General features: G+C 69.4%; 17 protein-coding genes. 5 read left to right on the forward strand and 12 right to left on the reverse strand.

All coding sequences use genetic code 11. The annotated features are described in order from the left end of the window. Nucleotides 1-90: 90 nt before the first annotated feature. Entirely contained in the window at nucleotides 91-1,650 is a 1,560-nt protein-coding gene (locus LX16_RS23405; protein ID WP_147143420.1) for an MFS transporter, read from the reverse strand. A 36-nt stretch (nucleotides 1,651-1,686) separates the two neighbouring features. After that, nucleotides 1,687-2,241: a TetR/AcrR family transcriptional regulator gene (locus LX16_RS23410; RefSeq protein ID WP_147143423.1), complete on the reverse strand. Its 555-nt coding sequence runs from the start codon at nucleotides 2,239-2,241 to the stop codon at nucleotides 1,687-1,689. A 272-nt stretch (nucleotides 2,242-2,513) separates the two neighbouring features. On the opposite strand from LX16_RS23410, the gene LX16_RS23415 reads away from it, so the two are divergent. The 3 genes from LX16_RS23415 to LX16_RS23425 all read left to right on the forward strand — a co-directional run bounded on the left by LX16_RS23415 (nucleotide 2,514) and on the right by LX16_RS23425 (nucleotide 6,535). After that, nucleotides 2,514-4,334 carry a glycoside hydrolase family 3 protein gene (locus tag LX16_RS23415; RefSeq protein WP_147143426.1) on the forward strand — a complete coding sequence of 607 codons (1,821 nt, stop codon included), beginning with the start codon at nucleotides 2,514-2,516 and terminating at the stop codon, nucleotides 4,332-4,334. 21 nt (nucleotides 4,335-4,355) lie between these two features. Next, nucleotides 4,356-6,122: a serine hydrolase domain-containing protein gene (locus tag LX16_RS23420; RefSeq protein WP_147143429.1), complete on the forward strand. Its 1,767-nt coding sequence runs from the start codon at nucleotides 4,356-4,358 to the stop codon at nucleotides 6,120-6,122. 227 nt (nucleotides 6,123-6,349) lie between these two features. Continuing rightward, nucleotides 6,350-6,535 carry a hypothetical protein gene (locus LX16_RS23425; RefSeq protein ID WP_147143432.1) on the forward strand — a complete coding sequence of 62 codons (186 nt, stop codon included), beginning with the start codon at nucleotides 6,350-6,352 and terminating at the stop codon, nucleotides 6,533-6,535. A 51-nt stretch (nucleotides 6,536-6,586) separates the two neighbouring features. Here LX16_RS23425 and LX16_RS23430 read toward each other — a convergent pair whose 3' ends face one another. After that, on the reverse strand, nucleotides 6,587-8,059 hold the full coding sequence (locus LX16_RS23430) for a chitinase (RefSeq protein WP_147143435.1): 1,473 nt from the start codon (nucleotides 8,057-8,059) through the stop codon (nucleotides 6,587-6,589). A gap of 218 nt (nucleotides 8,060-8,277) precedes the next feature. Here LX16_RS23430 and LX16_RS23435 point away from each other — a divergent pair, with 218 nt between their 5' ends. Both LX16_RS23435 and LX16_RS23440 read left to right on the forward strand, forming a co-directional pair. After that, entirely contained in the window at nucleotides 8,278-9,774 is a 1,497-nt protein-coding gene (locus LX16_RS23435; protein WP_147143438.1) for an ATP-binding protein, read from the forward strand. A gap of 90 nt (nucleotides 9,775-9,864) precedes the next feature. Next, nucleotides 9,865-10,374 carry an isochorismatase family protein gene (locus tag LX16_RS23440; RefSeq protein WP_211354724.1) on the forward strand — a complete coding sequence of 170 codons (510 nt, stop codon included), beginning with the start codon at nucleotides 9,865-9,867 and terminating at the stop codon, nucleotides 10,372-10,374. Between the two features lie 200 nt (nucleotides 10,375-10,574). Here the strand turns inward: LX16_RS23440 and LX16_RS23445 are convergent, their stop codons facing one another. From LX16_RS23445 to LX16_RS23485, 9 genes are all read right to left on the reverse strand, one after another. Next, nucleotides 10,575-10,991, reverse strand: a complete 417-nt coding sequence (locus LX16_RS23445; protein WP_244615959.1) for a type II toxin-antitoxin system VapC family toxin — start codon at nucleotides 10,989-10,991, stop codon at nucleotides 10,575-10,577. 2 nt (nucleotides 10,992-10,993) lie between these two features. Further along, entirely contained in the window at nucleotides 10,994-11,248 is a 255-nt protein-coding gene (locus LX16_RS23450) for a type II toxin-antitoxin system VapB family antitoxin (protein ID WP_147143446.1), read from the reverse strand. Between the two features lie 147 nt (nucleotides 11,249-11,395). Then, entirely contained in the window at nucleotides 11,396-12,412 is a 1,017-nt protein-coding gene (gene ilvC, locus LX16_RS23455) for a ketol-acid reductoisomerase (protein ID WP_147143448.1), read from the reverse strand. Nucleotides 12,413-12,419: 7 nt separating this feature from the next. Then, nucleotides 12,420-13,004 carry an acetolactate synthase small subunit gene (gene ilvN, locus LX16_RS23460; protein ID WP_147143450.1) on the reverse strand — a complete coding sequence of 195 codons (585 nt, stop codon included), beginning with the start codon at nucleotides 13,002-13,004 and terminating at the stop codon, nucleotides 12,420-12,422. After that, the gene (locus LX16_RS23465; RefSeq protein ID WP_147143453.1) at nucleotides 13,004-14,803 is read right to left on the reverse strand and encodes an acetolactate synthase large subunit; all 1,800 of its coding nucleotides are present in this window, start codon (nucleotides 14,801-14,803) and stop codon (nucleotides 13,004-13,006) included. The genes ilvN and LX16_RS23465 overlap by 1 nt, the downstream gene beginning before the upstream one ends. 468 nt (nucleotides 14,804-15,271) lie before the next feature. After that, nucleotides 15,272-17,926, reverse strand: coding sequence for a putative bifunctional diguanylate cyclase/phosphodiesterase (locus tag LX16_RS23470; RefSeq protein WP_147143455.1), 2,655 nt, complete (start codon nucleotides 17,924-17,926; stop codon nucleotides 15,272-15,274). Nucleotides 17,927-17,972: 46 nt separating this feature from the next. After that, nucleotides 17,973-21,320 (reverse strand): dihydroxy-acid dehydratase, encoded by a 3,348-nt coding sequence (gene ilvD, locus LX16_RS28130; RefSeq protein ID WP_147143458.1) that lies wholly within the window; start codon nucleotides 21,318-21,320, stop codon nucleotides 17,973-17,975. Between the two features lie 58 nt (nucleotides 21,321-21,378). Further along, nucleotides 21,379-21,963, reverse strand: coding sequence for a S24/S26 family peptidase (locus tag LX16_RS23480; RefSeq protein WP_147143461.1), 585 nt, complete (start codon nucleotides 21,961-21,963; stop codon nucleotides 21,379-21,381). Nucleotides 21,964-22,032: 69 nt separating this feature from the next. After that, a complete protein-coding gene (locus tag LX16_RS23485; RefSeq protein WP_147143464.1) occupies nucleotides 22,033-23,901 on the reverse strand; it encodes an ABC transporter ATP-binding protein in 1,869 nt (622 codons plus the stop codon). Nucleotides 23,902-23,903: the final 2 nt, after the last annotated feature.

Below are 23,903 nucleotides of genomic sequence, written 5' to 3' on the forward strand. Positions count from 1 at the left end.
GTCTGGTATCTCGCCGACGTGGAGCATCGGACGTGCTGGATAACGTACGCCGGTGTCCGCCATCCGAAATCCACCGAATGATCCTGTGAGTCAGTGGCCGGTGCCCTCGACGGTCAGGCCGCGCGGTGTCAGGAGCCACACGACGACGGCCGCCGCGAGCATGAGCGCCCCACCGGCCAGGCCCACCACGCCGAGGGAGTCGGTGAAGGCGGCCTGCGCCTCGGCGGCGAGGCCGGCCCCCCGCGCCCCCAGGTCCTCCGCGACGGCCAGCGCACCACCCAGTGATTCCCGGGCGGGTTCGACCTGGTCGGCGGGAACGCCGTAGCCGGCGAGGTCCCCCGCCGTGATCAGCGAACGGAACACCACCGCGGCGATACTGCCCAGCACCGCGACTCCGAGGGCGTTGCCGATCTCGAAACTGGTCTCCTCCAACGCGGCGGCGTTGCCGGAGCGTTCGGCGGGAACCGAGGAGAGGATGACGGCCGAACCGATCGCCAGGGTGGCCATGCTGACACCCACGAGCACCTGAGAGACGACGATCAGGCCGAAGTGCATCGAGTCGCCGCCGAGGTAGAGGACCCCGAATCCGACGCCGCCGAAGGCGAGCCCGCCGACCATGACGGTGCGGGCGCCGATGACGGCCGCGATCCGAGGTGCGAGCGGGGACAACACGCCGGACACGATCGCCAACGGCAGCAGCCGCAGGCCCGTCTCGATCGGGCTGTAGTTCTCGACGAGTTGCATCCACTGAGCCAGCAGCAGCATGATCGCGGCCATCGCGATGCTGGACACCAACGCGCACACGAGTCCAGCCGACAACTCGGGTTGCCGCAGCAGCCTGATGTCGAGCAGCGGTTCGGGGCGGCGCAGGCTCCGGAGCACGAACCAGGTCAGGCTGAGCACGGCCACCGCCGAGGCCGTCAGCGCGAGCGGGTCGTCGAACCCGTCCTTGCCCATTCCCTTGATGGCGTACATCAGGGCGGTCATGCCGAGCACCGACAGGGCGATGCTCGGGAAGTCCCAGCGGACGGCACGGCCCCGTGATTCGGGCAGCAGGGCGATCGCGGCGATCGCGGCCACCACCATCACCGGCGTGTTGAACAGGAAGGCGGCGTGCCAGTCGAAGGTCTGCACGAGCAGGCCACCGACGATCGGGCCGAGTCCGCCGCCCACGGCGGCCATGGCGGCCCAGGCGCCCAGTGCGACGGCGCGTTCCCGGGCGTCGTGGAAGAGGTCACGGATCATCGACATGGTGGAGGGCATGATGAGCGCGCCGCCGACGCCCAGCAGGGCGCGCAGCGCGATGAGCCCGGGCGGCGAGTCGACCACCAGGACCAGCAACGGCACCGCACCGAACACGGCGTATCCGACGAGGAGCATCCGGCGGCGGCCGAACCGGTCGGCGAGACCGCTCGCGGTGACCAGCAGGCCCGCCACGACGAGCCCGTACACGTCGACCATCCACAGCAGCTCCACCGACGTGGGCAGCAGGTCGGCGCTGATCCGGGGCAACGCGACGTTGAGCACCGTCAGGTCCATCACGACGATGAGCAGGCTGGCGCACAGTACCGCCAATCCGACCCAGCGACGCGGGTCGGGCTCGGCGGGACGCGCGAGTCCGCGATCGCGGGCAGGGCTCGCCGGGGACATGGTCACCTCGTTTCGGGTCGTGGAAGTACGTGCCGGTCAGGCCGACACGCCGTGCAGGATCGTGTCGCGTAGCAGTCGTTCGGCGTCTCGTACCGCGACGGCGCCGTGGCGCAGCGCGTCCCGCAGGCCGACGAGCAGACCGAACACGGTGTATGCGATCCAGGCGGCGGGCATGTCGCGGCGGAGCAGGCCGGATTCCTGCGCCGCGGCGTAGAACGCCATCTCACGCTCGTGAAGCCGGACGCTCTCGGCCGCGATGGCGGCGTCCTGGACGTGCTCGGTGAGCGTCAGGGTGAAGCCGTACTCGTCGGCGTCGCGCACCAGTTCACGGCACAGGACGTTCATGGCGACGCGGATCCGCTCCGGGTCGCCCGACCCTCCGGCGGCGTCGACGTCCGCCGTGTCGAGCGCCTGCCGCCACGAGTCGAGGCTCATCCGGCCGAGTTGGCGGATCAGGTCCTCCCGGCTGGCGAAGTTGCGGTGCAGGGTGGCCCGGCTGACGCCGGCGGAGGCGGCGATGCGCGACATGGAGGCGGTGGGTTCGGCGTTGAGCGTCCGCAGTGCGGCCTTCGCCAGTTCCTCGGCACCCATCGGGCCTCACCTCCCCTCGCGACCTTGAGACGATCTTGTCTCAGATGATACAAGAATGTCTCATCGGGCCGCCGCGGATATGACCGACGGCACAGGACGCCGGCCGGCTCCCGACGACTTCGACTCGGGCAGGAGTCGTGAAACCGAGCTACGGAATCTTTACAAGCCATGAAGATTTCTGGCAGCATGACGGGAGAGGCGTCCCGGAGCGAAACCGCCCCGTCACTCCACAACGGATCCGCCTCACGCCCCTCCGGCCCGCGGGAGTCACCATGCGTCAGCCCGTCCGCGCTCGCCTTCTCCGTCTCGCGACACTCCTCACCGTCCTACCCGCACTCGTCACCCTCACCGTCTCCCCCGCCACCGCCCATCCGACCGGTCAGGACGTCACCGGTTCCGACGAGAACCGGACACGGGCGTGGGTGGAGAAGCGGCTGAAGGACATGTCCGTCGAGGAGAAGGTCGGCCAACTGTTCGTCACCTACGTCTACGGCCAGACCGCCGACACCACCGACCCGGCCGACGTGGCCGCCAACCGGGCCGCCCACGGGGTCGACAACGCCGCCCAGCTCATCGACGAGTACCACCTCGGCGGCGTCATCTACTTCGGATGGTCCAACAACCTGGAGAACCCGCACCAGATCGCGGAACTGTCCAACGACATGCAGGCGGTGGCCACCGAGGACGACGGCGCTCCGCTGCTGGTCTCCACTGACCAGGAACAGGGCATCGTCACCCGGTTCGGTCCACCCGCGACCGCGTTCCCCGGCAACATGGCACTGGGCGCGGTCCGCAACCCGTGGGCCGCCGGAGCCGCCGCCGTCGTCACCGGCGCCGAGTTGAAGGCGGTCGGCATCAACCAGAACTTCGCCCCGGTCGCCGACGTGAACGTCAACGCCGACAACCCGGTCATCGGGGTCCGGTCGTTCAGCGGCGACCCCGGACTGGCCGCCGACCTGACCGCCGCGCAGGTCCTCGGGTACCAGGGACTCGGCGGCGTCACCGCCACCGCGAAGCACTTCCCGGGTCACGGTGACACCGACGAGGACAGCCACGTCTCACTCCCCCGCATCACGCACACGTGGGAGGAGTGGCAACGCCTGGACGCGCCGCCGTTCGAGGCCGCGATCGACGCCGGAATCGACTCGATCATGACCGGCCACATACAGTTCCCGGCACTCGACGACTCGTTGCTGCCCGCCACCCTCTCCCACGACATCCTCACCGGGTTGCTGCGCGAGGAAATGGGCTTCGACGGCGTCGTCGTGACCGACTCGTTGAGCATGGCGGGGGTCCGCGAGACCTACGGTGACGACAGGGTGCCGGTGATGGCGTTGGCGGCGGGGGCCGACATGCTCCTGATGCCGCCCGACATCGAACTCGCCTTCGACTCGGTGCTCGCCGCGGTCGAATCCGGTGAGATCGGCCTCGACCGGCTCGACGGTTCGGTGCGGCGGATCCTGACGCTCAAACACGAGCGGGGCATCGTCGCCGACCCGTACGCGGACCTGGACCGGATCGACCACGTGGTCGGCAACCGCCTCCACACCGCGGTCACCACCGTGGTGACCGAGGCGTCGACGACCCTGATCCGCAACGAGGCGGAGACCCTGCCGTTGGGCGCCGACTCCGGCGGCGTCTTCGTCACCGGTTGGGGCCAGTCGACCACCGCCTCGGTCGCCCAGCGGATCGCCGACCGGGGCGTCACCGCGTCCTCGTACTGGGCGGGGACGTCACCGACCGACGCCGCCGTCGCGGAGGCGGTCGCGCGTTCGGCGTCGCACGACACGACCGTGGTCCTGACCAACGGCGCCTGGCGCAACGCCGCGCAGGCGCGGCTCGTCGACGCGCTGATCGACGCGGGACGCACCGTCGTGGCGGTGGCAGTGGGCGTCCCCTACGACATCGCCACCCATCCCGGCGTCGATGCGAGCCTGGCCACCTACTCATACACCGGTCCCGCACTGGACTCCCTGGTCGAGGTCCTGTACGGCGAGGTGAACCCGTCGGGGCGCCTACCGGTGACCGTTCCGACCGCCGAAGACCCGCAGATCCCGTTGTACGAGTTCGGACACGGCCTGCGCTACCCGTAAACCGTCTGATCAGGAGCATCGATGCGACGTCGCGCCGTTCTCACCGGGATGGCCGCCCTGTCGGCGGCACCTCTGCTGAGTGGCACCGGCCATGCCGAGGAGACCGCCGGAACACCGACCGGGCCGCCCACCGTCACCCCGCAGGACATCCGGTTCCCCCGGCGGCCCCCGGTCCTGCGGCCGGGTACGGCCGCCGAGGCGGGTCTGACACCCGAACACCTCGCGGAGCTGATACCGGAACTGACCGGCCACATGCACACGTCACCGCCCTCGTTCCCCGGCGCGGTCGTCCTGGTGGCGCGGCACGGCGTGGTCGCCGAGACGGCGGCGATCGGGCACGCGGTCCGGTACGCCTCATGGGACGACGAGAACGACGTTCCGGTCGCGCTGCCCGCCGATCAGTGGGTGCCGATGACGACCGACACGATCTTCGACATGGCGTCGGTGACCAAGCTGTTCACATCGGTGCTGGCGACCCAACTCGTCTGGGAGGGCTCGCTGGACCCGGACGCGCCGGTGACCCGGTACCTTCCCGAGTTCGCCTCCCTCGACCCGGACAAGGCGGCCGTCACCGTCGACCAGCTCTACCGGCACGTCTCCGGACAGATCGCGTTCATCAACATGTACTCGCTCCCCGACGACGAGGCCCGGATGCGCGCGATCTACGCCAGGCCGCTGCAGCGGGAACCGGGAAGCGGTTACGAGTACTCCGATCTCAACCTGATCGTGCTCGCCGAGGTCATGTGCCGGATCACCGGCGACACGCTCGACGGGATGGTCGCCGCGCGCATCACCGGGCCGCTCGGGATGACCGACACCGGCTTCAATCCGCCCGAGGACCGGTGGCACCGCGTCGCGGCCACCGAGTACCAGCCCTGGACCGGCCGGGGCATGATCCGCGGCAGCGTGCACGACGAGAACGCCTGGTCGTTCGGCGGCGTCGCCGGACACGCGGGGATATTCAGCACCGCCGCCGACCTGGCGGTCTTCGGCCAGACCGTCCTCAACGGCGGCGAGTACGACGGCGTGCGGATCCTGCCGCAGGACGCGGTGCGCGCCATGATCACGAACACCAACGCCGAGTTCGGTCCCTCCGCGGCACGTGGCATCGGCTGGCAGATCGACCAGCGGTTCTACATGGACGCGCTGACCTCGCCGGTGACGGCGGGACACACCGGGTACACCGGCACCAGCATCACCGTGGACCCGCTGTCGGGGACGCTGCTGGTGCTGTTGACCAACCGGGTACACCCCACCCGTGAGTGGGGGACGGTCAGCACCTACCGGCGCGGCCCCGCCCGCGTGGTGGCGCGCAGCGTCCCGGTGGAGCCGCGCCACGGTCGCCGGGCGTGGTTCGGCGGCCAACGGGACGGCTTCACCGCGACCCTGACCGCACCGATGCGGCGGGCTCTCGACGACGGCTCCGCGGAGTTCTCACTGTGGTATGACACCGAGAGCACCGACCACGCACGGCTGCTGGCCTCGCCGGACGGCACGACGTGGACGGCCGTGGACCTGACCGTGGAGACCGACGACCACCGGTGGTCCACCACGGACGGAGCGCTGGCGGGTTTCCAGGGCCGGCAATGGTGCCGCGCCCACGGTGACCTCCCCGCCGGCACCACCGTGCTGCGCTGGTCCTACGAGAGCGATCCCGCGTACCAGGGCCGCGGCGTCTACATCACCGACGTCAGGGTGCGTGACGGTCACCGGCTGGTCTTCGACTCCCGGCGCCCACGCGACGACGACGCCTTCGTCGCGGTGGGTTGGACCCGGGCACGGGACTGACGACCAACCGCGCCACCTCGCTCCCCTCTCCGGAGGCGCCGGAACGGTTACGGTGCCGTGTGTGCGGGGGCCGTTTCCCGCACACGTCGGACGCGGTGGCCACCTACCGCGTCACGGGCCGCGCCCCGGTTCGGGCACGGCCCCGTGCGCACCACCGCTCCGATGACGGAACCCCCCTGGGGCCGAAGTCCGGTGACTTCGGCCGAGACGACGGAGAGGACGACGACATGAGGCTCATTCGCGGGTTCGGTGACGCCCTGCTCGACCGACTGCTTCCCGCTCGCAGCGCGGCGGCCGGGTGCGACCCGGATCCCTGGTACCAGCACCGCCGCATCGACGGCATCCTGTACCGGCGCCGGTGCCTGTACAACGGCGACTGCACCACGATGTGCGGCGCCTGGTACCGGCCGTAACCCGGTGAGCACGACGTGGGGGCGGACCCGATCGGGTCCGCCCCCACGTCGTCAGGGCAGGGTGTCCAGGTGCGGACCGACCGTGCCGGAGAACGCCAGGCCGCCGGCCCGGTCCCAGTTGATCGACCAGGTCATCGCGCCCCGGATCGACGGGTAGGTACGCGGCGGCGTGAACGAGCCGCAGTTCTCGCCGGTCGCCAGGCAGTCCAGCGCGGCGTTGACCACCGAGGGCGACACGTATCCGCCTCCGGCGGCCTGCCTCGTCGCGGGCAGGCCGATCGCGACCTGATCGGGACGCAGGCCGTTCTCCAACTGGATGCAGGTCAACGCCACGATGAAGTCGATCGTGCCCTGGCCGTACGCCTGGTTGTTGTCACAGCCCAGCATCGAACCCGAGTTGTAGAACTGGGTGTGGACGACCGTCAGGATGTCCTTGATGTTGAGGGCGAGCCGGAAGTAGGAGCCACCCGGCGACTGCATGTCGATGGTCTGCGGTGCCATGGTGATGATCAGGTCGGAGCCCACCCGGGACGACAGGTCGCGCAGCGCGGTGGTCATCGCGTCGGGATTGAGACCGTTCTCCAGGTCGATGTCGACGCCGTCGAAGCCGTAGGTGGTCATCAGATCGTGGACGCTGGCGGCGAACGCGGCGGCCGCGGCGGGGTTGCCGACCGACACGCTGCCCTTCTCCCCGCCGACCGAGATGATCACCTTGCGGCCCTGGGCCTGGAGGGCGGCGACGTCGGCCTTCACGTCCGCCTCGGTGTAGCCGCCCAGGGCGTCCGACAGTTGCGGGTCCACCGCGAAGTCCACGGCACCGGGCGTGCCGGGCACCGCGTCGGCGAAGGCCACCGCGATCAGGTCGTAGGCCGGCGGCACGTCGCGCAATCGGAGGTTGGTCGATCCGTTGACGAAGTTGTGCCAGTATCCGGTCAGCGAGTGCTTCGGCAGCGGGCCGTCACCGGGCGGATCGGTGGGCGGGTCGGTGGGGTCGTCGGTGGGGGTGGGTTCGCCGGTGGTCGTGGTGGGTGTCGGGTCGGGGCCGCCCGGACCGGACAGGACCAGGTCGTCGGCGTGGTAGGTCGGCTGGCCGTACCAGCCGTGGATGTACACGGTGACGCTGGTCTGGTTCGCGCCGGTGGTGAATGACACCGACAACGCCTGGTACGCCGCACCGGTTCCCGGCGTCCAGTTCGAGGCCCCGCCCTCCACTCCGATGTAGATGTATGAGCCCCTGACGTGGCCGGTCAGGGTGTAGTCGGTGTCGGCGAGGACCGAGACGGTCTGGCGGCAGCCGGCGTACCCGGAGCCGGCGGGGGTGCCGGCGAGCGCGTGTCCGCCGGAGCGCGCCTGACCGGAGACGGCGGTGCCGGCGTCGCAGTCCCAGCCGGAGAGGTCGCCGGTCTCGAAGTCGCCGTTGACCAGGTTGACGGTGTCCGCGTTCGCGGGCCAGGTGACGAGCAGCCCGGCCAGCAGGAATGTCGCCGCGGCGGCGATCACGGAGAAGAGGTGACGTTGTCGCATGGGTCCGACCCTCGGGGAGTAGGAGATATTAGATCGATATAAGTGGATCCCTTCCGGCATTGTCAAGGTTTCTTATCTAATCTTTAGGCCCGGCCGCCCGACCACCGCCCGACCCACCCGATCCGCAAACCGTGTACTTCGAAGTACACGAAAATCGTGTACTTCCATGTACACGCCTTTCGTGTACATTGAGGTACACACCGAGCGGGGAGGGCGCCATGCGGAAGCCGGATCGCGTGATCGGACGAGACCACGAATGGCGTGTCCTGGAACGCTTCATGCGCCCCACCGATGATCCGGGGCTGCGGATCGGCATCGTCTCCGGACGCCGACGAGTCGGCAAGACGTTTCTGCTCACCGCCGTCGAAGGCGAGACGGGCGGCCTGTACCACGCGTGCGTTCAGGACGAAGGCGACCTGGCGGCGAGGAGGCGGTTCGCCGCCAGCATCGCCCGTTACGCCGGCGGCACGCCCGTCCGACACGACGATCACGACGGCTGGGAGGAACTACTCCGCACGGCACTGGCCGTCGCCGCCCGGGTCGCCCCGGCCGGAACACGACCCGTGCTCATCATCGATGAGTTCCCGTACGCCATGGCCAACGCACCACAGCTCCCGGGCATCCTGCAGCTCCTCTACGACGAAGCACAGCGGGACGGGACCTCGTCCGGCAACATCATCCTCTGTGGATCATCCCTCAGTGTCATGCGGGAACTGCTGTCCGGGACGAAACCACTCAGGGGCCGCGCGACCATCGACCTCCGACTGCGGCCGCTGGACTACCGGGAGACCGGCCGGTTGTGGGGAATCGACGACGCGCAGACCATGCTGCACGTCCACGCCTGCATCGGCGGCTATCCGGGGTATCGACGGCTCATCGACGAGCGACCGTCCGGCTTCGCGGACTTCGACCGCTGGATATGCGACACGATGCTGAGCGTCGGCATGGGTGTCTTCACCAGTACCGAGGTGGACTATCTGCTCCGGGAGGATCCACGGATCTCCGACAAGGCCATCTACTACGACATACTGGGGGCCATCGCCGACGGCCGCGTGTCCCTGAGCAAGATCGGGGCCGCCACCGGACGCACGAAGGAATCGGTCCGCAAACCGATCGAGACCCTGCAATCCGGGGGTTACGTCACCTCGATCACCGACCTGATCAACCACCGAGACACCGTCACGGTCGCGGATCCGATCATCCGGTTCGACCGCCTCATCACGGCCCCACATCTCGGCCAGCTCGAACTCGGCAGACAGGAGCAGGTCTGGAAGGCCGCCGCACCGAGCTTTCGTTCGCAGATCCTCGGCCCTCACTTCGAGGAGATCGCACGCGAATGGCTGCGGCGGTTCGCTCCGGACGAGTTGGGGAGACCCAACGGCTTCGGCGACATCGGAACGGCCAACATCCCCGATCACAAGGGCAGGGCCAAACACGAGGTCGACGTACTGGCCGTGCGAGGTAAGAACATCGAGTTCATCGGTGAGGCGAAGGCCACGCTACGCGCTCAGGGGACGAGCACGGTCGAGCGCCTGAGCCTGCTGCTCCGTCTGCTGGCCGACATGGGTTACCGGACCGACGGCGCCGTCATCGCGGTGTTCTCACGGACCGGTTTCACACCGGACCTCACCACGCTCGCCCGCGAACGGGCCGACATCGAGCTGGTGGATCTCGACCGGCTGTTTCACGGCCGACCGGCCTCGACGGCACGGTGACAGGACACCCCGTCGTCATGTGTTGAACCCCTAGGACCGGTGACAGACCGCCATGTGATCGGTATGGCGGCCACTCGCTACGGTGGGCGCGTGACTAGAGCGTTGGTACTGATCGACCTGATGCCCCGGATCATCGCGCTGCCGGTGGCGCCGCACTCGGGTGAGGAGGTGCTGGAACGATGCCTGCGGCTCGCCTCGGCGTTCCGCGACGGCGGTTCGCCGGTGGCGGCGGTGCGAGTGGACCGCCCGAACGTCGACGCGCAACCGCCGGGCAGTGGCTTCGCCGACGGAGTGGTGCGCCCCGGTGACATCACGGTGGTGAAACGGACCATCGGCGCCTTCCAGGGCACCGACCTACACGAGCGGTTGCGGGAACGCGGTGTGACCACACTGGTGTTCGCCGGTCTGGTGACCAACATGGGAGTGGAGTCCACCGCCAGGGCGGCCAACGACCTCGGCTACGAACTGGAGTTCGTGTCGGACGCCATGTCGGGTTTGACCGCCGAGGAACACGACTTCGCCGTCACCCGGATCCTGCCGAGGTTCGGCACCGTCCGCTCCACCGCCGACCACCTCGCCGCGGCCCGGCCGGGCGGCTGACCCTCCCCCGATGCCGGCCCGGCGGCACCGTCACACCGGGCGTGGTGTGTCCGGGTGCGACGACGACGTCCGGAATGTACCGCTCCAGATCGATGGCGACGCCCTTGTTCCACGACACGTCGAGTTCCGCGCGGGAGTTCCGGATGATCTGCTTGCCGAGCCCACCGGTCGATCCGTCGTTTCGTGCGTGGAACCGGAAGTCAGTGCCGTGACGGAGGCCGGATCACCGGTATGTCCGTGTGGACGAAATCCTCTCCGACGCAGAGGATCGGCCGGTCGAATTCGGCCGCCATGCCGTAAACGATGCAGTCTCCGAAGTTCAGCTTCGCTCGGTGCCGGCCCTTGCCGTATCGGCGCCACCCTTCCAACGCTCGTTCAGCGGCGGCGGCGGTCACCTCGACGATCTCGATCCCGGCATCGCGAACGAATCGGGCGGCTGCTCCGGTTCCGGCTGGGCCGAATCGAGACTCCAGGACCATTCCCAGCTCCAGGTAGGTCGCGGCCGGCATCACCGCGGACTCCGCCTCGGCCAGGAAGTCGACCAGCCAGTCGGCGTCAGGCTCACTGCTCAGGATGGCGACGGCCGCCGATGTGTCCACCACCGGGTATGCGTCCATGTTCACGCGGGGAGCCCGTTCTCGTCGTATCCGACGATGTCGTCGCCGGTACGCGAGTCGGCAACCGGCGCCGCGTTCAATTCGGCACGGAGTGCGTCCAACCGGTGGTGAATACGCCGGGAACGCGCGCCTTGAAGCTGCCGTTCCAACCGCTCCCGGATAGCGGTCTCCACAGCCTCGGTCAACGACTCTCCCGTGGCCGCGGCCAGTTTACGGGCCAATTCGTCCGCCGACGGACTCTTGATACTGAACGCCATGTCCACCATTCTAGCCTCAGGTATGGCATTCCAGAACGAGAGACGCCGGCCTCGGCGAACGGTACGCGGCGATCCGGTTCACCACGAGGCGCGCGAAAGGCCCGGGAGTACGTGGTGTGCCACGTGCTCCCGGGCCTCCGGTGACGCTCAGGCGGTCTTGCCGCCCTTGGCGGCCCTGCCCACCCACGGCATCATGTCGCGCAGCCCGGCGCCGACCTGCTCGATGCGGTGGTTGCGCTGGTCCTCGCGCAGCTTCTCGAACTGTTCGTAGGTCTTGGACTCGGCGACCCACTCACGCGCGAACGAACCGTCCTGGATCTCACCCAGCACCCTGCGCATCTCCGCGCGGGTCTCGTCGGTGACGATCCGGGGTCCCCGGGTGACACCGCCGTACTCGGCCGTGTCCGACACCGAGTACCACATGTTCGACAGTCCGCCCTCGTTGACCATGTCCACGATCAGCTTGAGTTCGTGCAGCACCTCGAAGTACGCCGCCTCGGGGGCGTACCCCGCGTCGACCAGGGTGTCGAAACCGGCCCGGATCAGTTCGGCCACACCGCCGCACAGCACGGCCTGTTCACCGAACAGGTCGGTCTCGGTCTCCTCGGTGAAGGTGGTCTTGAGGACGCCCGCGCGGGTGCCCCCGATCGCCTTGGCGTAGGCCAGGGCCAGCGCCTGCGCGCCTCCGGTGGCGTCCTGCTCGACCGCGATCAGGCAGGGCACGCCCTTGCCGTCGACGAACTGGCGCCGCACCACGTGCCCGGGGCCCTTGGGCGCCACCATGGCGACGTCCACGCCCTCGGGCGGGTTGATCAGGTCGTACCGGATGTTGAAGCCGTGACCGAACAGCAGCGCGTCACCCCGTGACAGGTTCGGCGCGATGTCGCGTTCATACACCTCGGCCTGCACCGTGTCGGGGATCAACACCATGATCACGTCGGCCTCGGCGGCGGCCTCGGCCGGAGTGAGGACGCGCAGGCCCTCCTCCTCGGCCTTGGGCCGCGACTTCGAGCCCTCCGGCAGGCCGACGCGGACGTCCACTCCGGAGTCCCGCAGGCTCAGGGCGTGCGCGTGCCCCTGGCTGCCGTATCCGAGGACGGCGACCTTGCGGTCCCCGATCACGGACAGGTCGGCGTCGTCGTCGTAGAAAACCTCAGCGGTCATGAATCCCTTATCTCCTATCGGACGGGCGCGGCGGCCCGCTCACTCCTGGTAACGCGGCGCGGGACCGCGCCATGGACGTCATCGACTTGGCACCCCGGCTCAACCCGACCAGCCCCGACTGGGCGAGTTCGGCGATACCGAAGGGTTCCATCACCTGCAGGAACGCGTCGATCTTCCCCGCCGAACCGGTCGCCTCCACCGTGACGGTGTCCGGCGTGACGTCCACGACCTTGGCACGGAACAGTCCGGCGGCCTCCACCACCTGAGAACGCACGACCGAGTCGGCCCGCACCTTCACCAGCAGAAGTTGCCGCTGCACCGACGCGTCGGGTTCGAGTTCGACGATCTTGAGCACGTTTATCAGTTTGTTGAGCTGCTTGGTGACCTGCTCCAGCGGAAGCTCGGCGGCGTCGACCACGATCGTGATGCGGGAGACGTCCGGTTGTTCGGTCTCCCCGACGGCGAGGGAGTCGATGTTGAACCCCCGGCGGGAGAACAGCGCGGTGACCCGTGACAGGACGCCCGGCTTGTTCTCCACCAGCACCGACAGGGTGTGCTTGCGACCGGGTCCGGTCGAGTGGCGGTCGATCATCAGCAGTCGTCCTCGTCGAAGATGGGGCGCACGTCCCGGGCCGCCAGGATGTGGTCGTTGCTGACACCGGCGGGCACCATCGGCCACACCATCGCGTCGGCTCCCACGATGAAGTCGATGACGACCGGGCGGTCGTCGACGGCCATCGCCTTCTCGATGGTGGCGTCGATGTCGGCCTCGGCGTCGCAGCGCAACCCGACGCAGCCCAGTGCCTCCGCCAGCTTCACGAAGTCGGGGACGCGCGGGCCGTGGGTGCCGAGGTTCGTGTTCGAGTACCGCTGCTCGTAGAACAGTGTCTGCCACTGCCGAACCATGCCGAGGTTGCCGTTGTTGATGACGGCGACCTTGATCGGGATGCCCTCCAACGCGCAGGTGGCGAGCTCCTGGTTGGTCATCTGGAAGCAGCCGTCGCCGTCGATCGCCCACACCGCGGTGTCGGGTTTGCCGAACTTGGCGCCCATGGCCGCGGGGACCGCGTACCCCATGGTGCCCAGTCCCCCGGAGTTGAGGAAGCTGTACGGCCGGTCGTACCGGATGAACTGCGAGGCCCACATCTGGTGTTGACCGACGCCGGTCACGTAGATCGCCTCGGGTCCGACGAGGCGGCCGATGCGTTCGATCACCTGTTGCGGCGCGAGAGTCCCGTCGGCGTGCCTGTCGTAGCCGAGCGGGTAGCGGCGCCGCAGGTCGGTCAGCTCCTCCCACCACGTGTCCATGCGGGAGCGCGGCGCCTCGGGGTCGTACGCGTCGGCGAGCATCCCGATGGCGGCCTTGGCGTCGCCGACGATGGGGACGTCGGCGTGCCGGTTCTTACCGATCTCGGCCGGGTCGATGTCGACGTGCACGACCTTCGCGTCCGGTGCGAAGCTGTCGATCTTGCCGGTGACGCGGTCGTCGAACCTGGCGCCCAGCGCCACGATCAGGTCGGAACGCTGCAGGGCGTACACCGCCGACACGGTGCCGTGCATCCCCGGCATCCCGACGTGCTGCGGGTGGCTGTCGGGGAAGGCGCCCCGTGCCATCAGGGTCGTCACGACCGGTGCCCCGCTCGCCTCGGCCAGCCGGGCGAGTTCACCGCACGCGTCGGCCTTCAGGACGCCGCCGCCCACGTACAGGACGGGTCGGCGGGCGGTGGCGAGCAGTTCGGCGGCCTGCCGGACCTGTTTGCCGTGCGGCTGCGTGGTGGGCCGGTATCCGGGCAGTTCGAGCCGGGGCGGCCAGTCGAAGTGGGTGTTGGCCTGCAGGAGGTCCTTGGGGATGTCGACGAGGACGGGACCGGGCCGACCGGTGGCGGCGACGTGGAACGCCTCGGCCAGCACGCGGGGTATGTCGTCGACGTCGGTGACCAGGTAGCCGTGTTTGGTGACCGGCATGGTCACCCCGTGGATGTCGGCCTCCTGGAACGCGTCGGTGCCGATCATGGATGTGGCCACCTGGCCGGTGATCGCCACGATCGGGACGGAGTCCATGTAGGCGTCGGCGAGCGGGGTCACCAGGTTGGTCGCTCCCGGTCCCGAGGTGGCCATGCAGACGCCGACCCGGCCGGTGGCCTGCGCGTAGCCGGTGGCGGCGTGGCCGGCGCCCTGTTCGTGACGCACCAGGACGTGCCGGACGCGGGTGGAGTCGAACAGCGGATCGTAGGCGGGCAGGATGGCCCCGCCCGGAATGCCGAACACCACCTCGACGCCGAGCTCTTCGAGGGAACGTACGAGCGACTGCGCGCCCGTCATCGTCGGAGCGGACTGGCCCGGTCGCCTGCCGGGCGGGCGTGGTATGGCGAACTTTTCCGAGTTGTTCATCCCATTAATCCGGTTCGCTGATCCTTGTGTGTCTCGACGATTCCGCCTGGTGAGCGGATTTGGGCAAAAAAAGTCGCCCGCGTGCAGAGACGCACGGGGCGAGCGCACCGTCGTGGTGACGACGGTGCGCTAGATAAGTACTACAGCCCCGAGCACACGGAGGTCCTCCGTGGTCGGGTCGGCGATTCGCAGCTGTGGCACGCCGCAAGAATGCCCCATCGTCCCGGTAATTGTCAACCTTTCCCGAATATCGGGAGTGTCACGTGGTCCGAATATCGGGAGTGTCATATAGCCCGGATATCGGGAGTGTCATATGGCCCGAACATCGGGAGTGCCGCACCGCCCGGACATCGGGAGGGCCTACGGCCGACCGCCCGAGGACGTACGAGGGGCCGCCGCAAACGTCATACGCCCCGAGCCCGGTGCCGCCGGTCGCCGCCCCGAGGCACGCGGCGGTCGACCGGGGCGTCACGACTCGATCGCCAAGGGCGAACTGCGGTACAGGGCGGCCTCCTCGGCGAGCAGCCGGTCGATGTCCTCCACCGGCATCGGCCGGGCCAGCAGATAGCCCTGCACCATGCCGCAGCCGGCCTGCTCCACCACGTCGAGCTGGAGTTCGGTCTCCACGCCCTCGGCGATGACCGACAGACCGAGCCGGTCGCCGAGCCTGACCACCACGTCGGCCAGCGGTGCCGCGCCGCGGTCCCCGCCGGCGACCAGGTCCCGGTCGATCTTGAGGATGTCCACCGGCAGCCGGTGCAGTTGCCCGAGCGACGAGTACCCGGCGCCGAAGTCGTCGAGCGCGATGCGGACCCCGGTGCCGCGCAACGCGGCCAGTTGCGCGACCAGGACGTCGATGTCACGGGCGACGTCGTGCTCGGTGACCTCCACGACCAACCGCGACGGCATGACTCCCCGCCCCAGTAGTGCCTGCGCCAGCTCGGTGGCGAACTGCGGGGAGTGCAGTTGCCGGGGTGACAGGTTCATCGAGATCCACGTGGGATGCCCCGCCGTCCGCCACACCGCCAGCCGCTCGGCGACCTGCTGCAGCGTCCAGTTCGTGAGCATGGTGCTGAGCCCCGCCTCCTCGACGATCGGGATGAACTCCCCGGGCGACACCGCGCCCAGCACGGGATGGTTCCAGCGCATGAGGGCCTCGGCGCCGACGATCCGCCGGTTCGGCAGCGAGATCACCGGCTGGTACACCAGGGACAGTTCGTCCCGCTCGATCGCGCCGTGCAACGCCTGTTCCAGGATGTTGGCGCGGCGCACCCGTTGCTCGAACTCCGCGTCGTACACCTCGATCCGGTTCTTGCCGCTCTGCTTGGCGGCCCGCAGCGCCAGGTCCGCGTTGCGCAGCAACGCCTCCACGTCGTCGGCCGTCGCGCAACCGGCGAGGCCGATACTGGTCGACAGGTACACGCCGGCGTGCCGGTCGAACTGGTACGGCTCGGCGAGCACCTCGCGCAGCCGTTCGGCGATCTGGAAGCCGTCGTCCGGGTTGCACCACAGCAGCACCGCGAACTCGTCACCGCCGAGCCTGGCGGCCACGTCGGTGGGGCGCAGGCTCGCGGTGAGCCGCCGCGCCACCTCCACCAGCACCGCGTCACCGATGTCGTGGCCCTGTGTGTCGTTGACGTTCTTGAATCCGTCCAGGTCGATGGCGAGCAGCGTGCAGGGCATCGACCCGCCCACGACGTCGGCCTCCAGAGTCCGCATCAGCGCCCGCCGGTTCGACAGCGACGTCAACGCGTCCGCGTAGGCCAGTTTGGCCAGTTCCCGTTCCAGCGACCGGCGGCGGCCGACGTCGCGGGTGTGCAGGACCAGTCCCTTGACCTGCGGGATGTCCCGCTGGTCCGCGACGGTCGACTCGGTGTCGCGCCACACGCCGTCCACGTCGCGGATCCTGGCGTCGACCAGGATGCGCCTGCCGTCGCACGGTTCCGCCAGCAGCTCGGCGAGCCGGCGGTCCACTTCGGGGGCGTCGTCGGGATGCACCAGCCGGGTGAAACTCGAACCGACGACGTCGGCGGCGTCGGGTCCCAGCCGCCACGCCGGGGAGGCGGCCTGCCACCGGACCCGGCACCGTTCGTCCAACACGGTGATGACGTCGCTGGAACCGGCCACGATGGACCGCAGGTAACGTTCCCGGTCGGCGGCCTCCTCCGCGTAGCGGCGCACGTCCATTCTGGCCAACAGCTGCCGGGCGGACATGATGGCCACCAACGTCAACGCCAGCAGGAGTAGGTCTACCGGTAGCGGCCCGACCGCGAAGCCGTACACCAGTGCCGTCAACGCCGCCATCCCGGCGGGTACGAGCGAGACCGCCGCGTCGACCCGAGGTAGCGGGGTCGCGACCGGCGAACCGGGGTACTGCCGGGCGAGCCACGCCGCGCCGGCGGCCAGGCCGCAGCCGGCGCACCCGAGGACGACCATCACCCGGCACACCCACAGCGACGCCGGAGCCGTGTTGGTGACGAGGATGCCCACGTGCGCGGTCCCCACGAGGGCCAGACCGGCGACCAGCAGCAGTTGACGCCGCCGGTGGCTGTCGGCCCGGATCGCGGCCACCAGCCCGATTCCGATCATGACGGCGGCGGTGGCGGTGGTGGCCGCCGCCAGCGCGTAACGGGCCAGCAGGGCGGGGCCGTCGGGGCCCGGCCCGAACACGACCCAGCCGGCGAACAGCAGGCACATTCCGATGAAGACGCCGTCCAGCGTCCAGCGGGAGCGGGTCGCCTGGCCGGAGTCCTGCGGCATGCGGGTCAGCGCCTCGGTGAACAGCAGCATCATCGCCATGCCGCCCACCGCGATGAGCGTCGTCCCGGTGAAGATCACCGACAGGCCCATGCCGACGGCGGCGACCTCCAGACCGACGGCGAGCCGGCGGTAGGGCACCCGTTGCCGACGCGGCCGGATCGGGTCGCTGATGCGCCACACCGCGGCGCCCGCGGCGGCGGCGGACACGGCCAGCATCACCGTCCACAGTCCGGGCCTGGCCTGGACACCGCCGATGGTGCGTACCAACGCGGTCGTGGCGGCGATCAGCAGGACCAGTCCCACGACCGTCGCGGTCAGTAAAAGGTTCGGCCGCCGCAGGCGGGCGATGCCAAGGGGGTACACACATCTAGAGTGCCATCCCGCCATACTCGGCATCTACCGACGCCGATCAGGGGATCCTGCGATAGGCGCCGTCGCTGGCGGCCGTGGTCATGGCCGCGTACGCGCGCAGGGCGGTGCTGACGGTCCGGTCGCGGTCGACCGGGGTGTACGGCCGGTCGCGCTTCTCCTCCTCGATCCGGCGGGCATCGAGTTCGTCGTCGGACACGCACAGCCGGATGGTCCGGGCGGGGATGTCGAGTTCGATCCGGTCGCCGTCGGCGACGAGGGCGATGACACCGCCACCGGCGGCCTCGGGTGAGATGTGGCCGATCGACAGTCCGGAGGTTCCGCCGGAGAACCGCCCGTCGGTGATCAGCGCGCAGGCGCGGCCGAGCTTCCGTCCCTTGAGGAAGGACGTGGGGTGCAGCATCTCCTGCATCCCCGGTCCGCCCTTGGGGCCCTCGTAGCGGATCACCACGACGTCTCCGGCGGTCACCGTGCCGTCCAGGATGCCGGCGACCGCCGACTCCTGGGACTCGAACACCCTGGCGGGACCGGCGAACACCAGGTTCTCCTCGGGGACGCCCGCCGTCTTCACGACACATCCGTCCGGGGCGAGGTTGCCCGACAGCACCGCCAGGCCGCCGTCCGCGGAGTAGGCGTGGTCCGCCGCGCGGATGCAACCGGATTCGGCGTCGGTGTCCAGACTCGACCAGCGGTTGTCGGTCGAGAACGGTTGCGTGGTGCGGACTCCGCCCGGGGCGGCGTGGAAGAGCTCCAGCGCGGCCTGCGAGGCGCCGCCGGAACGGATGTCCCACTCCGTCAGCCACTCGTCCAGCGAGGCGGAGTGGATCGAGCCGACGTCGGAATGGAGCAGGCCGGCGCGGTGCAGTTCGCCCATGATCGCCGGGATGCCGCCGGCGCGGTGGACGTCCTCCATGTAGTAGTCCGGCGAGTTGGGCGCGATCTTGGCCAGGCACGGGACCCGCCGGGAGATCGCGTCGATGTCCTCGACCGAGAAGTCGACGCCGCCCTCGCGGGCGGCGGCCAGCAGGTGCAGCACGGTGTTCGTCGAGCCGCCCATGGCGACGTCGAGGCTCATGGCGTTGTCGAAGGCGTGCCGGTCGGCGATCCTGCGCGGCAGGACGGACTCGTCGTCGCCGTCGTAGTAGCGCCGTGCCAGGTCGACGACGACCTCGCCGGCGCGCCTGAACAGGTCGCGGCGGGCCGAGTGGGTCGCCAGGACCGAGCCGTTGCCGGGCAGTGCGAGCCCGATCGCCTCGGTGAGGCAGTTCATGCTGTTGGCGGTGAACATCCCGGAGCAGGAGCCGCAGGTCGGGCAGGCGGATCGTTCGACGCTCGCCAGCTCGTCGTCGGAGACGCCCTCGTCGGCGGAGGCGACCATGGCGTCGATGAGGTCGAGCCTGCGGGTGACGACACCGTCGACGGAGACGGTGCGGCCCGCCTCCATGGGGCCTCCCGACACGAACACGGTGGGGATGTTCAGCCGCATGGCGGCCAGCAACATGCCGGGCGTGATCTTGTCGCAGTTCGAGATGCACACGAGTGCGTCCGCGCAGTGCGCGTTCACCATGTACTCCACCGAGTCGGCGATGATCTCCCGGCTGGGGAGCGAGTAGAGCATCCCGGCGTGGCCCATGGCGATGCCGTCGTCGACCGCGATGGTGTGGAACTCCTTGGAGACGCCACCGGCCTCACTGATCGACTCGGCGACGATCTCGCCGAGGTCCTTCAGGTGTACGTGGCCGGGGACGAACTGGGTGTAGCTGTTGGCTATCGCGACGATCGGCTTGCCGAAGTCGTCGTCGGTCATGCCCGTGGCACGCCACAGTGCCCGGGCTCCGGCCATCGTCCGTCCGTGCGTCGAGGTACGCGATCGCAGTGCTGGCATACGCTCAGTCTGCCACTGTCCGCATAATGAGACACTCCGCCCAAGCTTTGAATGCCGGTAACCGTACGCCAGGTAGATCAGCACGCCCAGCGCCATCCACGCCAGGAACCGCAGCCACGTCAACACCGTCAGGTTGACCATGAGCCACACACACGCCACGATCGCCAGGATCGGCACGAACGGCACACCCGGCGCCCGGAAGCCGCGCGGCAGGTCGGGCCGGGTACGCCGCAACACCAGCACACCGCCGGACACCAGCACGAAGGCGAACAGCGTGCCGACGTTCACCATCTCCTCCAGCCGCGCCGCCGGGAACACACCGGCCAACAGCGCGACGAACACCCCGACCCCGATCGTCGCCCGCACCGGCGTGCCGTGACGGCCGGTCTTCGACCACGACGCCGGAAGCAACCGGTCGCGGGACATCGCGAACAGCACCCGGGTCTGGCCGAGCATCATCACCATGACCACCGTCGTCAACCCGGCGAGCGCGCCGAAGGCGATGACCGCCGCCGCCCAGTCGACCCCGAGGGCCGAGAACGCCGTCGCCAGGGTCGCCCGCGTGCCGTCCGGCTGCGTCTTCAACTCCTCGTAACCGGCCATCCCCGTGATGACCAGCGACGTCGCCAGGTACAGGACGGTCACGATGACGAGGGAACCGAGGATGCCGCGCGGCAGGTCGCGCTGCGGCCGCCGGGTCTCCTCGGCGGTGGTCGCGACCACGTCGAAACCGATGAACGCGAAGAACACGATCGACGCGCCGGCCAGCACCCCGTACCACCCGTACTGGGTGCCCACGTCACCCAGTACGTACGCCAACAGTGACGACTCGACGTTGGCGCGTTCCTCCGGTGCCGGAGTCGACGGCGGGACGAACGGCGTGTAGTTGGCGGCGTTGATGTACGCCGCGCCGACCACCACGACCAGCAGCACCACGGCGACCTTGATCGCCGTGATGACCATGCTGACGTGGGCCGACAGCTTGGTCCCGGTCGCCAGCAGCACCGTCAGCGCCGCCACGATCAGGATCGATCCCCAGTCGAGTGCCACGCCACCGACATCCACAGTGGTGTGGATGTCTGCGCCCAGGTGCCCGACCGCCTGCTGCAGGTACGTCGACCACCCCTTGGCCACCACGGCGGCGGCCAGCGAGAACTCCAGTACCAGGTCCCAGCCGAGGATCCAGGCGAGGAACTCCCCGAAGGACGCGTACGCGAAGGTGTAGGCGCTGCCGGCCACCGGCACCGTCGAGGCGAACTCGGCGTAGCACAACGCGGCCAGGCCGCAGGCGATCGCCGCGATGACGAACGACAACGTCACCGCCGGGCCCGACAGGTCTCCGGCGGTACTGGCCGCCAAGGTGAAGATGCCGGCACCGACGACGACCGCGACACCGAACACCGTCAGGTCCCACGCGGTCAGGTCCCGCCGTAGTCGCCTGCCCGGTTCGTCGGTGTCCGCGATCGACTGTTCGATCGACTTGGTCCGCCACAATCTCGACATGCCGCCCCGCTTCCCCGTTCTCCACTGAAGCGAAACACGGCGCGGGCGGCTCGGCGGGTTAGGCGCCCTCTCGGCGTGTCGGGTCCGCCGCGCGGATGTCGTCCTCGGAGAGCACCACCGCGTCGTCGTCGAACACCACGGCACCCAGATCGGGCACCGCGGCCGCCGCCGGGTCGGTCATGCTGAGTTTGCGGACCTGCACTCCGAGGATCTGGTCGACGGGACACGGTCCGTGCTGTTTGGAGTCCTCACTGTGCGGGTGGTCGCCGATGACGACGACGTGCCCGGACGGCACCACGCCCTCGCGTTTCATCACCTCGGGGTAGGGCTGCCCGGACACCGCCACCACCCGCTTGATGTACCAGGAGGTGGCGTCGAGGTCCCGGCCGGCCGGTGCCAGCCGCCGCCACCCCTCACCGGAGCGGGGCCGGGCGAGGACCACGATCCTGCCCGGCCGGATGCCCCGGATCCCGCGGCGCACCAGCACCTTGTCGCCGGGATACAACGCGGGGCTCATGCTCATGCCCTCCACGGTGATCGCGACGTACTGGCGGCGCACGTAGGCCGCGACGCCCGCGGCGACCGCCACGGCCGCCCCGGTGGCGAGAAGTCCGACACGGCGAGCGGTTCGGGGGTGGGTCATGCGCGGAATCCTATCCGGTCGGGGTGGGCGGCGCCTGGGTGTGGCGGGGACCGGCGGCGGCCCCCGCCGTCACTCCGCCTCCTCGACGTAGTTGGCGGCCTGGATGCTGAACAACCTCGCGTACTCGCCGCCCGCGCGCATCAGGGAGGCGTGGTCGCCCTCCTCGGTGATGACGCCCTCCTGAAGGACCACGATCCGGTCGGCGTGCCGGACGGCACCCATCCGGTGCGAGATGAGGACGCTCGTGGCGCCCTTCCGGTACTCGCGCAGCCGGTCGTGGACGGCCTGCTCGGCGGCGGCGTCGAGCCCGGCGCTGGGTTCGTCCAGGATCAACAGGTCCCGGCCGACGCGCATCATGGCGCGGGCCAGCGCGATGCGCTGCCACTGCCCGCCCGACAGGGTCACGCCCTGCTCGGGGTCGTCGTTGTCCTCGCCCTGGAAGAAGATCCGCGACAGCATCGTGTCGTATCCCCTGCCCAGTTCCGAGACGAACTCGTGGACGTCGGCCCGTTCGGCGGCCCTCACGACACGGTCACGGTCGTCCATGTTGGCCAGGTCGCCGATGCCGATGTTCTCGGCGGCCGACAGGTCGTAGGACATGTAGTCCTGGAACACGGCGCTGATCCGGTCGCGGAGGTCGTCCACGGCGACGTCCCGCAGGTCCACGCCGTCCCACAGGATGCGGCCCTTCGTCGGGTCGTACAACCGGCACAGCAGTTTGACCAGTGTGGACTTGCCCGCGCCGTTGAGACCCACCAGCGCCAGGGAACCGCCGAACGGGATGGTCACCGACACGCCCTTGAGCACCCACGGCGAATCGTCGGTGTAGCGGAACCACACGTCCTCCAGGCGGATCTCCGCGCTCAGCGGCGGTAGCGGCCTGGAGGGGGCGGCCGCGGGCAGGTCCGACTTCATGTCGCTGACGTCGACGTAGTGCCCGAACAACAGCAACGACTCGTACCCCTGGGTGGCCCCGGCGACGACACCGGCGATCGCGGCCTGCACGCCGGCGACGGCGGCGATGAACGCCGAGATGTCGCCGATGGTGAACTGGCCCTCCAGCGTCCGGAACACCATCCACACGAGGCCGCCGGCGGCGACCACGGCACCGAGTCCGGCGAGCGGCCCCTGGGAGACCATGACCTTCCGGTCGAGTCGCTCCTCGGCGGCGTTGATGGCGACGGTCTCGCGGCGCATCCGGCCGAGCAGGAAGTCACCGAGGCCGAACAGCCGGATCTCCTTCACCGCGGCCAGGTCCAGCATGAGCATCTGGTAGAACAGCTGCCGCCTGCTGCGGGGACTGAACGTCCACATCATGTCGGCCTGCTGGCGGCTGATCCGAAGCTGCACGAACAACGCCGGGATCGCCGCGACGACGGTGATCAACGTGATGAGCGGGCTGATCACCAGCAGCACGCCCAGGAAACTCATCACCGTCAACATGCTCTGCGCGATCCCGAAGATCGACGCGGTGGTCTGTTCGGGTGCCATCGTGGCGGCCTGCTGCGCCATCCGCAGCCGGTCCAGGAACGCCGGGTTCTCGAACCGCGCCATTCCGTCGAACCCGTTGACCGCCCCGAACAGCCGGTCCTGCACGACGAGGGTGACGCCGCGCTTCAGCCGGGACTGCACGTAGGTGGTCGCGTAGGGCAGTGCGGCCACCAGGATGCCCAGCACCCCGATCCCGGCCACCAGCATGATCGGGTCGAAGGTGCCGGCCGGTTTCTCACCGGCCGGCACCTGGGCGAACTGGATGCCGTCGAGCAACCACTTGGTCAGCAGCGTGACGCCTGCGGGGATCAAACCCTGGGCGAGGGTCAGTATCAGGTACAGCGACGCCGACCACGGTCCCGCGCGCCATGTCAGCGCCAGGGCACGTCCGGCCCGCGAGAGCAGTCCGCGCCAACCGCCGACCTTGGTCACCTCCGGCTTCTGCATGA

Origin of the sequence: Stackebrandtia albiflava (genome assembly GCF_007994225.1) — a bacterium.
GTDB classification, from domain to species: Bacteria; Actinomycetota; Actinomycetes; order Mycobacteriales; family Micromonosporaceae; genus Stackebrandtia; species Stackebrandtia albiflava.

What these genes read in the sequence shown, in the direction of transcription:
- LX16_RS23405 (WP_147143420.1), bottom strand. Translation starts at nt 1,650, where the DNA reads ATGTCCCCGGCGAGCCCTGCCCGCGATCGCGGACTCGCGCGTCCCGCC.
- LX16_RS23410 (WP_147143423.1), bottom strand. Translation starts at nt 2,241, where the DNA reads ATGGGTGCCGAGGAACTGGCGAAGGCCGCACTGCGGACGCTCAACGCC.
- LX16_RS23415 (WP_147143426.1), top strand. Translation starts at nt 2,514, where the DNA reads ATGCGTCAGCCCGTCCGCGCTCGCCTTCTCCGTCTCGCGACACTCCTC.
- LX16_RS23420 (WP_147143429.1), top strand. Translation starts at nt 4,356, where the DNA reads ATGCGACGTCGCGCCGTTCTCACCGGGATGGCCGCCCTGTCGGCGGCA.
- LX16_RS23425 (WP_147143432.1), top strand. Translation starts at nt 6,350, where the DNA reads ATGAGGCTCATTCGCGGGTTCGGTGACGCCCTGCTCGACCGACTGCTT.
- LX16_RS23430 (WP_147143435.1), bottom strand. Translation starts at nt 8,059, where the DNA reads ATGCGACAACGTCACCTCTTCTCCGTGATCGCCGCCGCGGCGACATTC.
- LX16_RS23435 (WP_147143438.1), top strand. Translation starts at nt 8,278, where the DNA reads ATGCGGAAGCCGGATCGCGTGATCGGACGAGACCACGAATGGCGTGTC.
- LX16_RS23445 (WP_244615959.1), bottom strand. Translation starts at nt 10,991, where the DNA reads ATGGACGCATACCCGGTGGTGGACACATCGGCGGCCGTCGCCATCCTG.
- LX16_RS23450 (WP_147143446.1), bottom strand. Translation starts at nt 11,248, where the DNA reads ATGGCGTTCAGTATCAAGAGTCCGTCGGCGGACGAATTGGCCCGTAAA.
- ilvC (WP_147143448.1), bottom strand. Translation starts at nt 12,412, where the DNA reads ATGACCGCTGAGGTTTTCTACGACGACGACGCCGACCTGTCCGTGATC.
- ilvN (WP_147143450.1), bottom strand. Translation starts at nt 13,004, where the DNA reads ATGATCGACCGCCACTCGACCGGACCCGGTCGCAAGCACACCCTGTCG.
- LX16_RS23465 (WP_147143453.1), bottom strand. Translation starts at nt 14,803, where the DNA reads ATGAACAACTCGGAAAAGTTCGCCATACCACGCCCGCCCGGCAGGCGA.
- ilvD (WP_147143458.1), bottom strand. Translation starts at nt 21,320, where the DNA reads ATGTCGAGATTGTGGCGGACCAAGTCGATCGAACAGTCGATCGCGGAC.
- LX16_RS23480 (WP_147143461.1), bottom strand. Translation starts at nt 21,963, where the DNA reads ATGACCCACCCCCGAACCGCTCGCCGTGTCGGACTTCTCGCCACCGGG.
- LX16_RS23485 (WP_147143464.1), bottom strand. Translation starts at nt 23,901, where the DNA reads ATGCAGAAGCCGGAGGTGACCAAGGTCGGCGGTTGGCGCGGACTGCTC.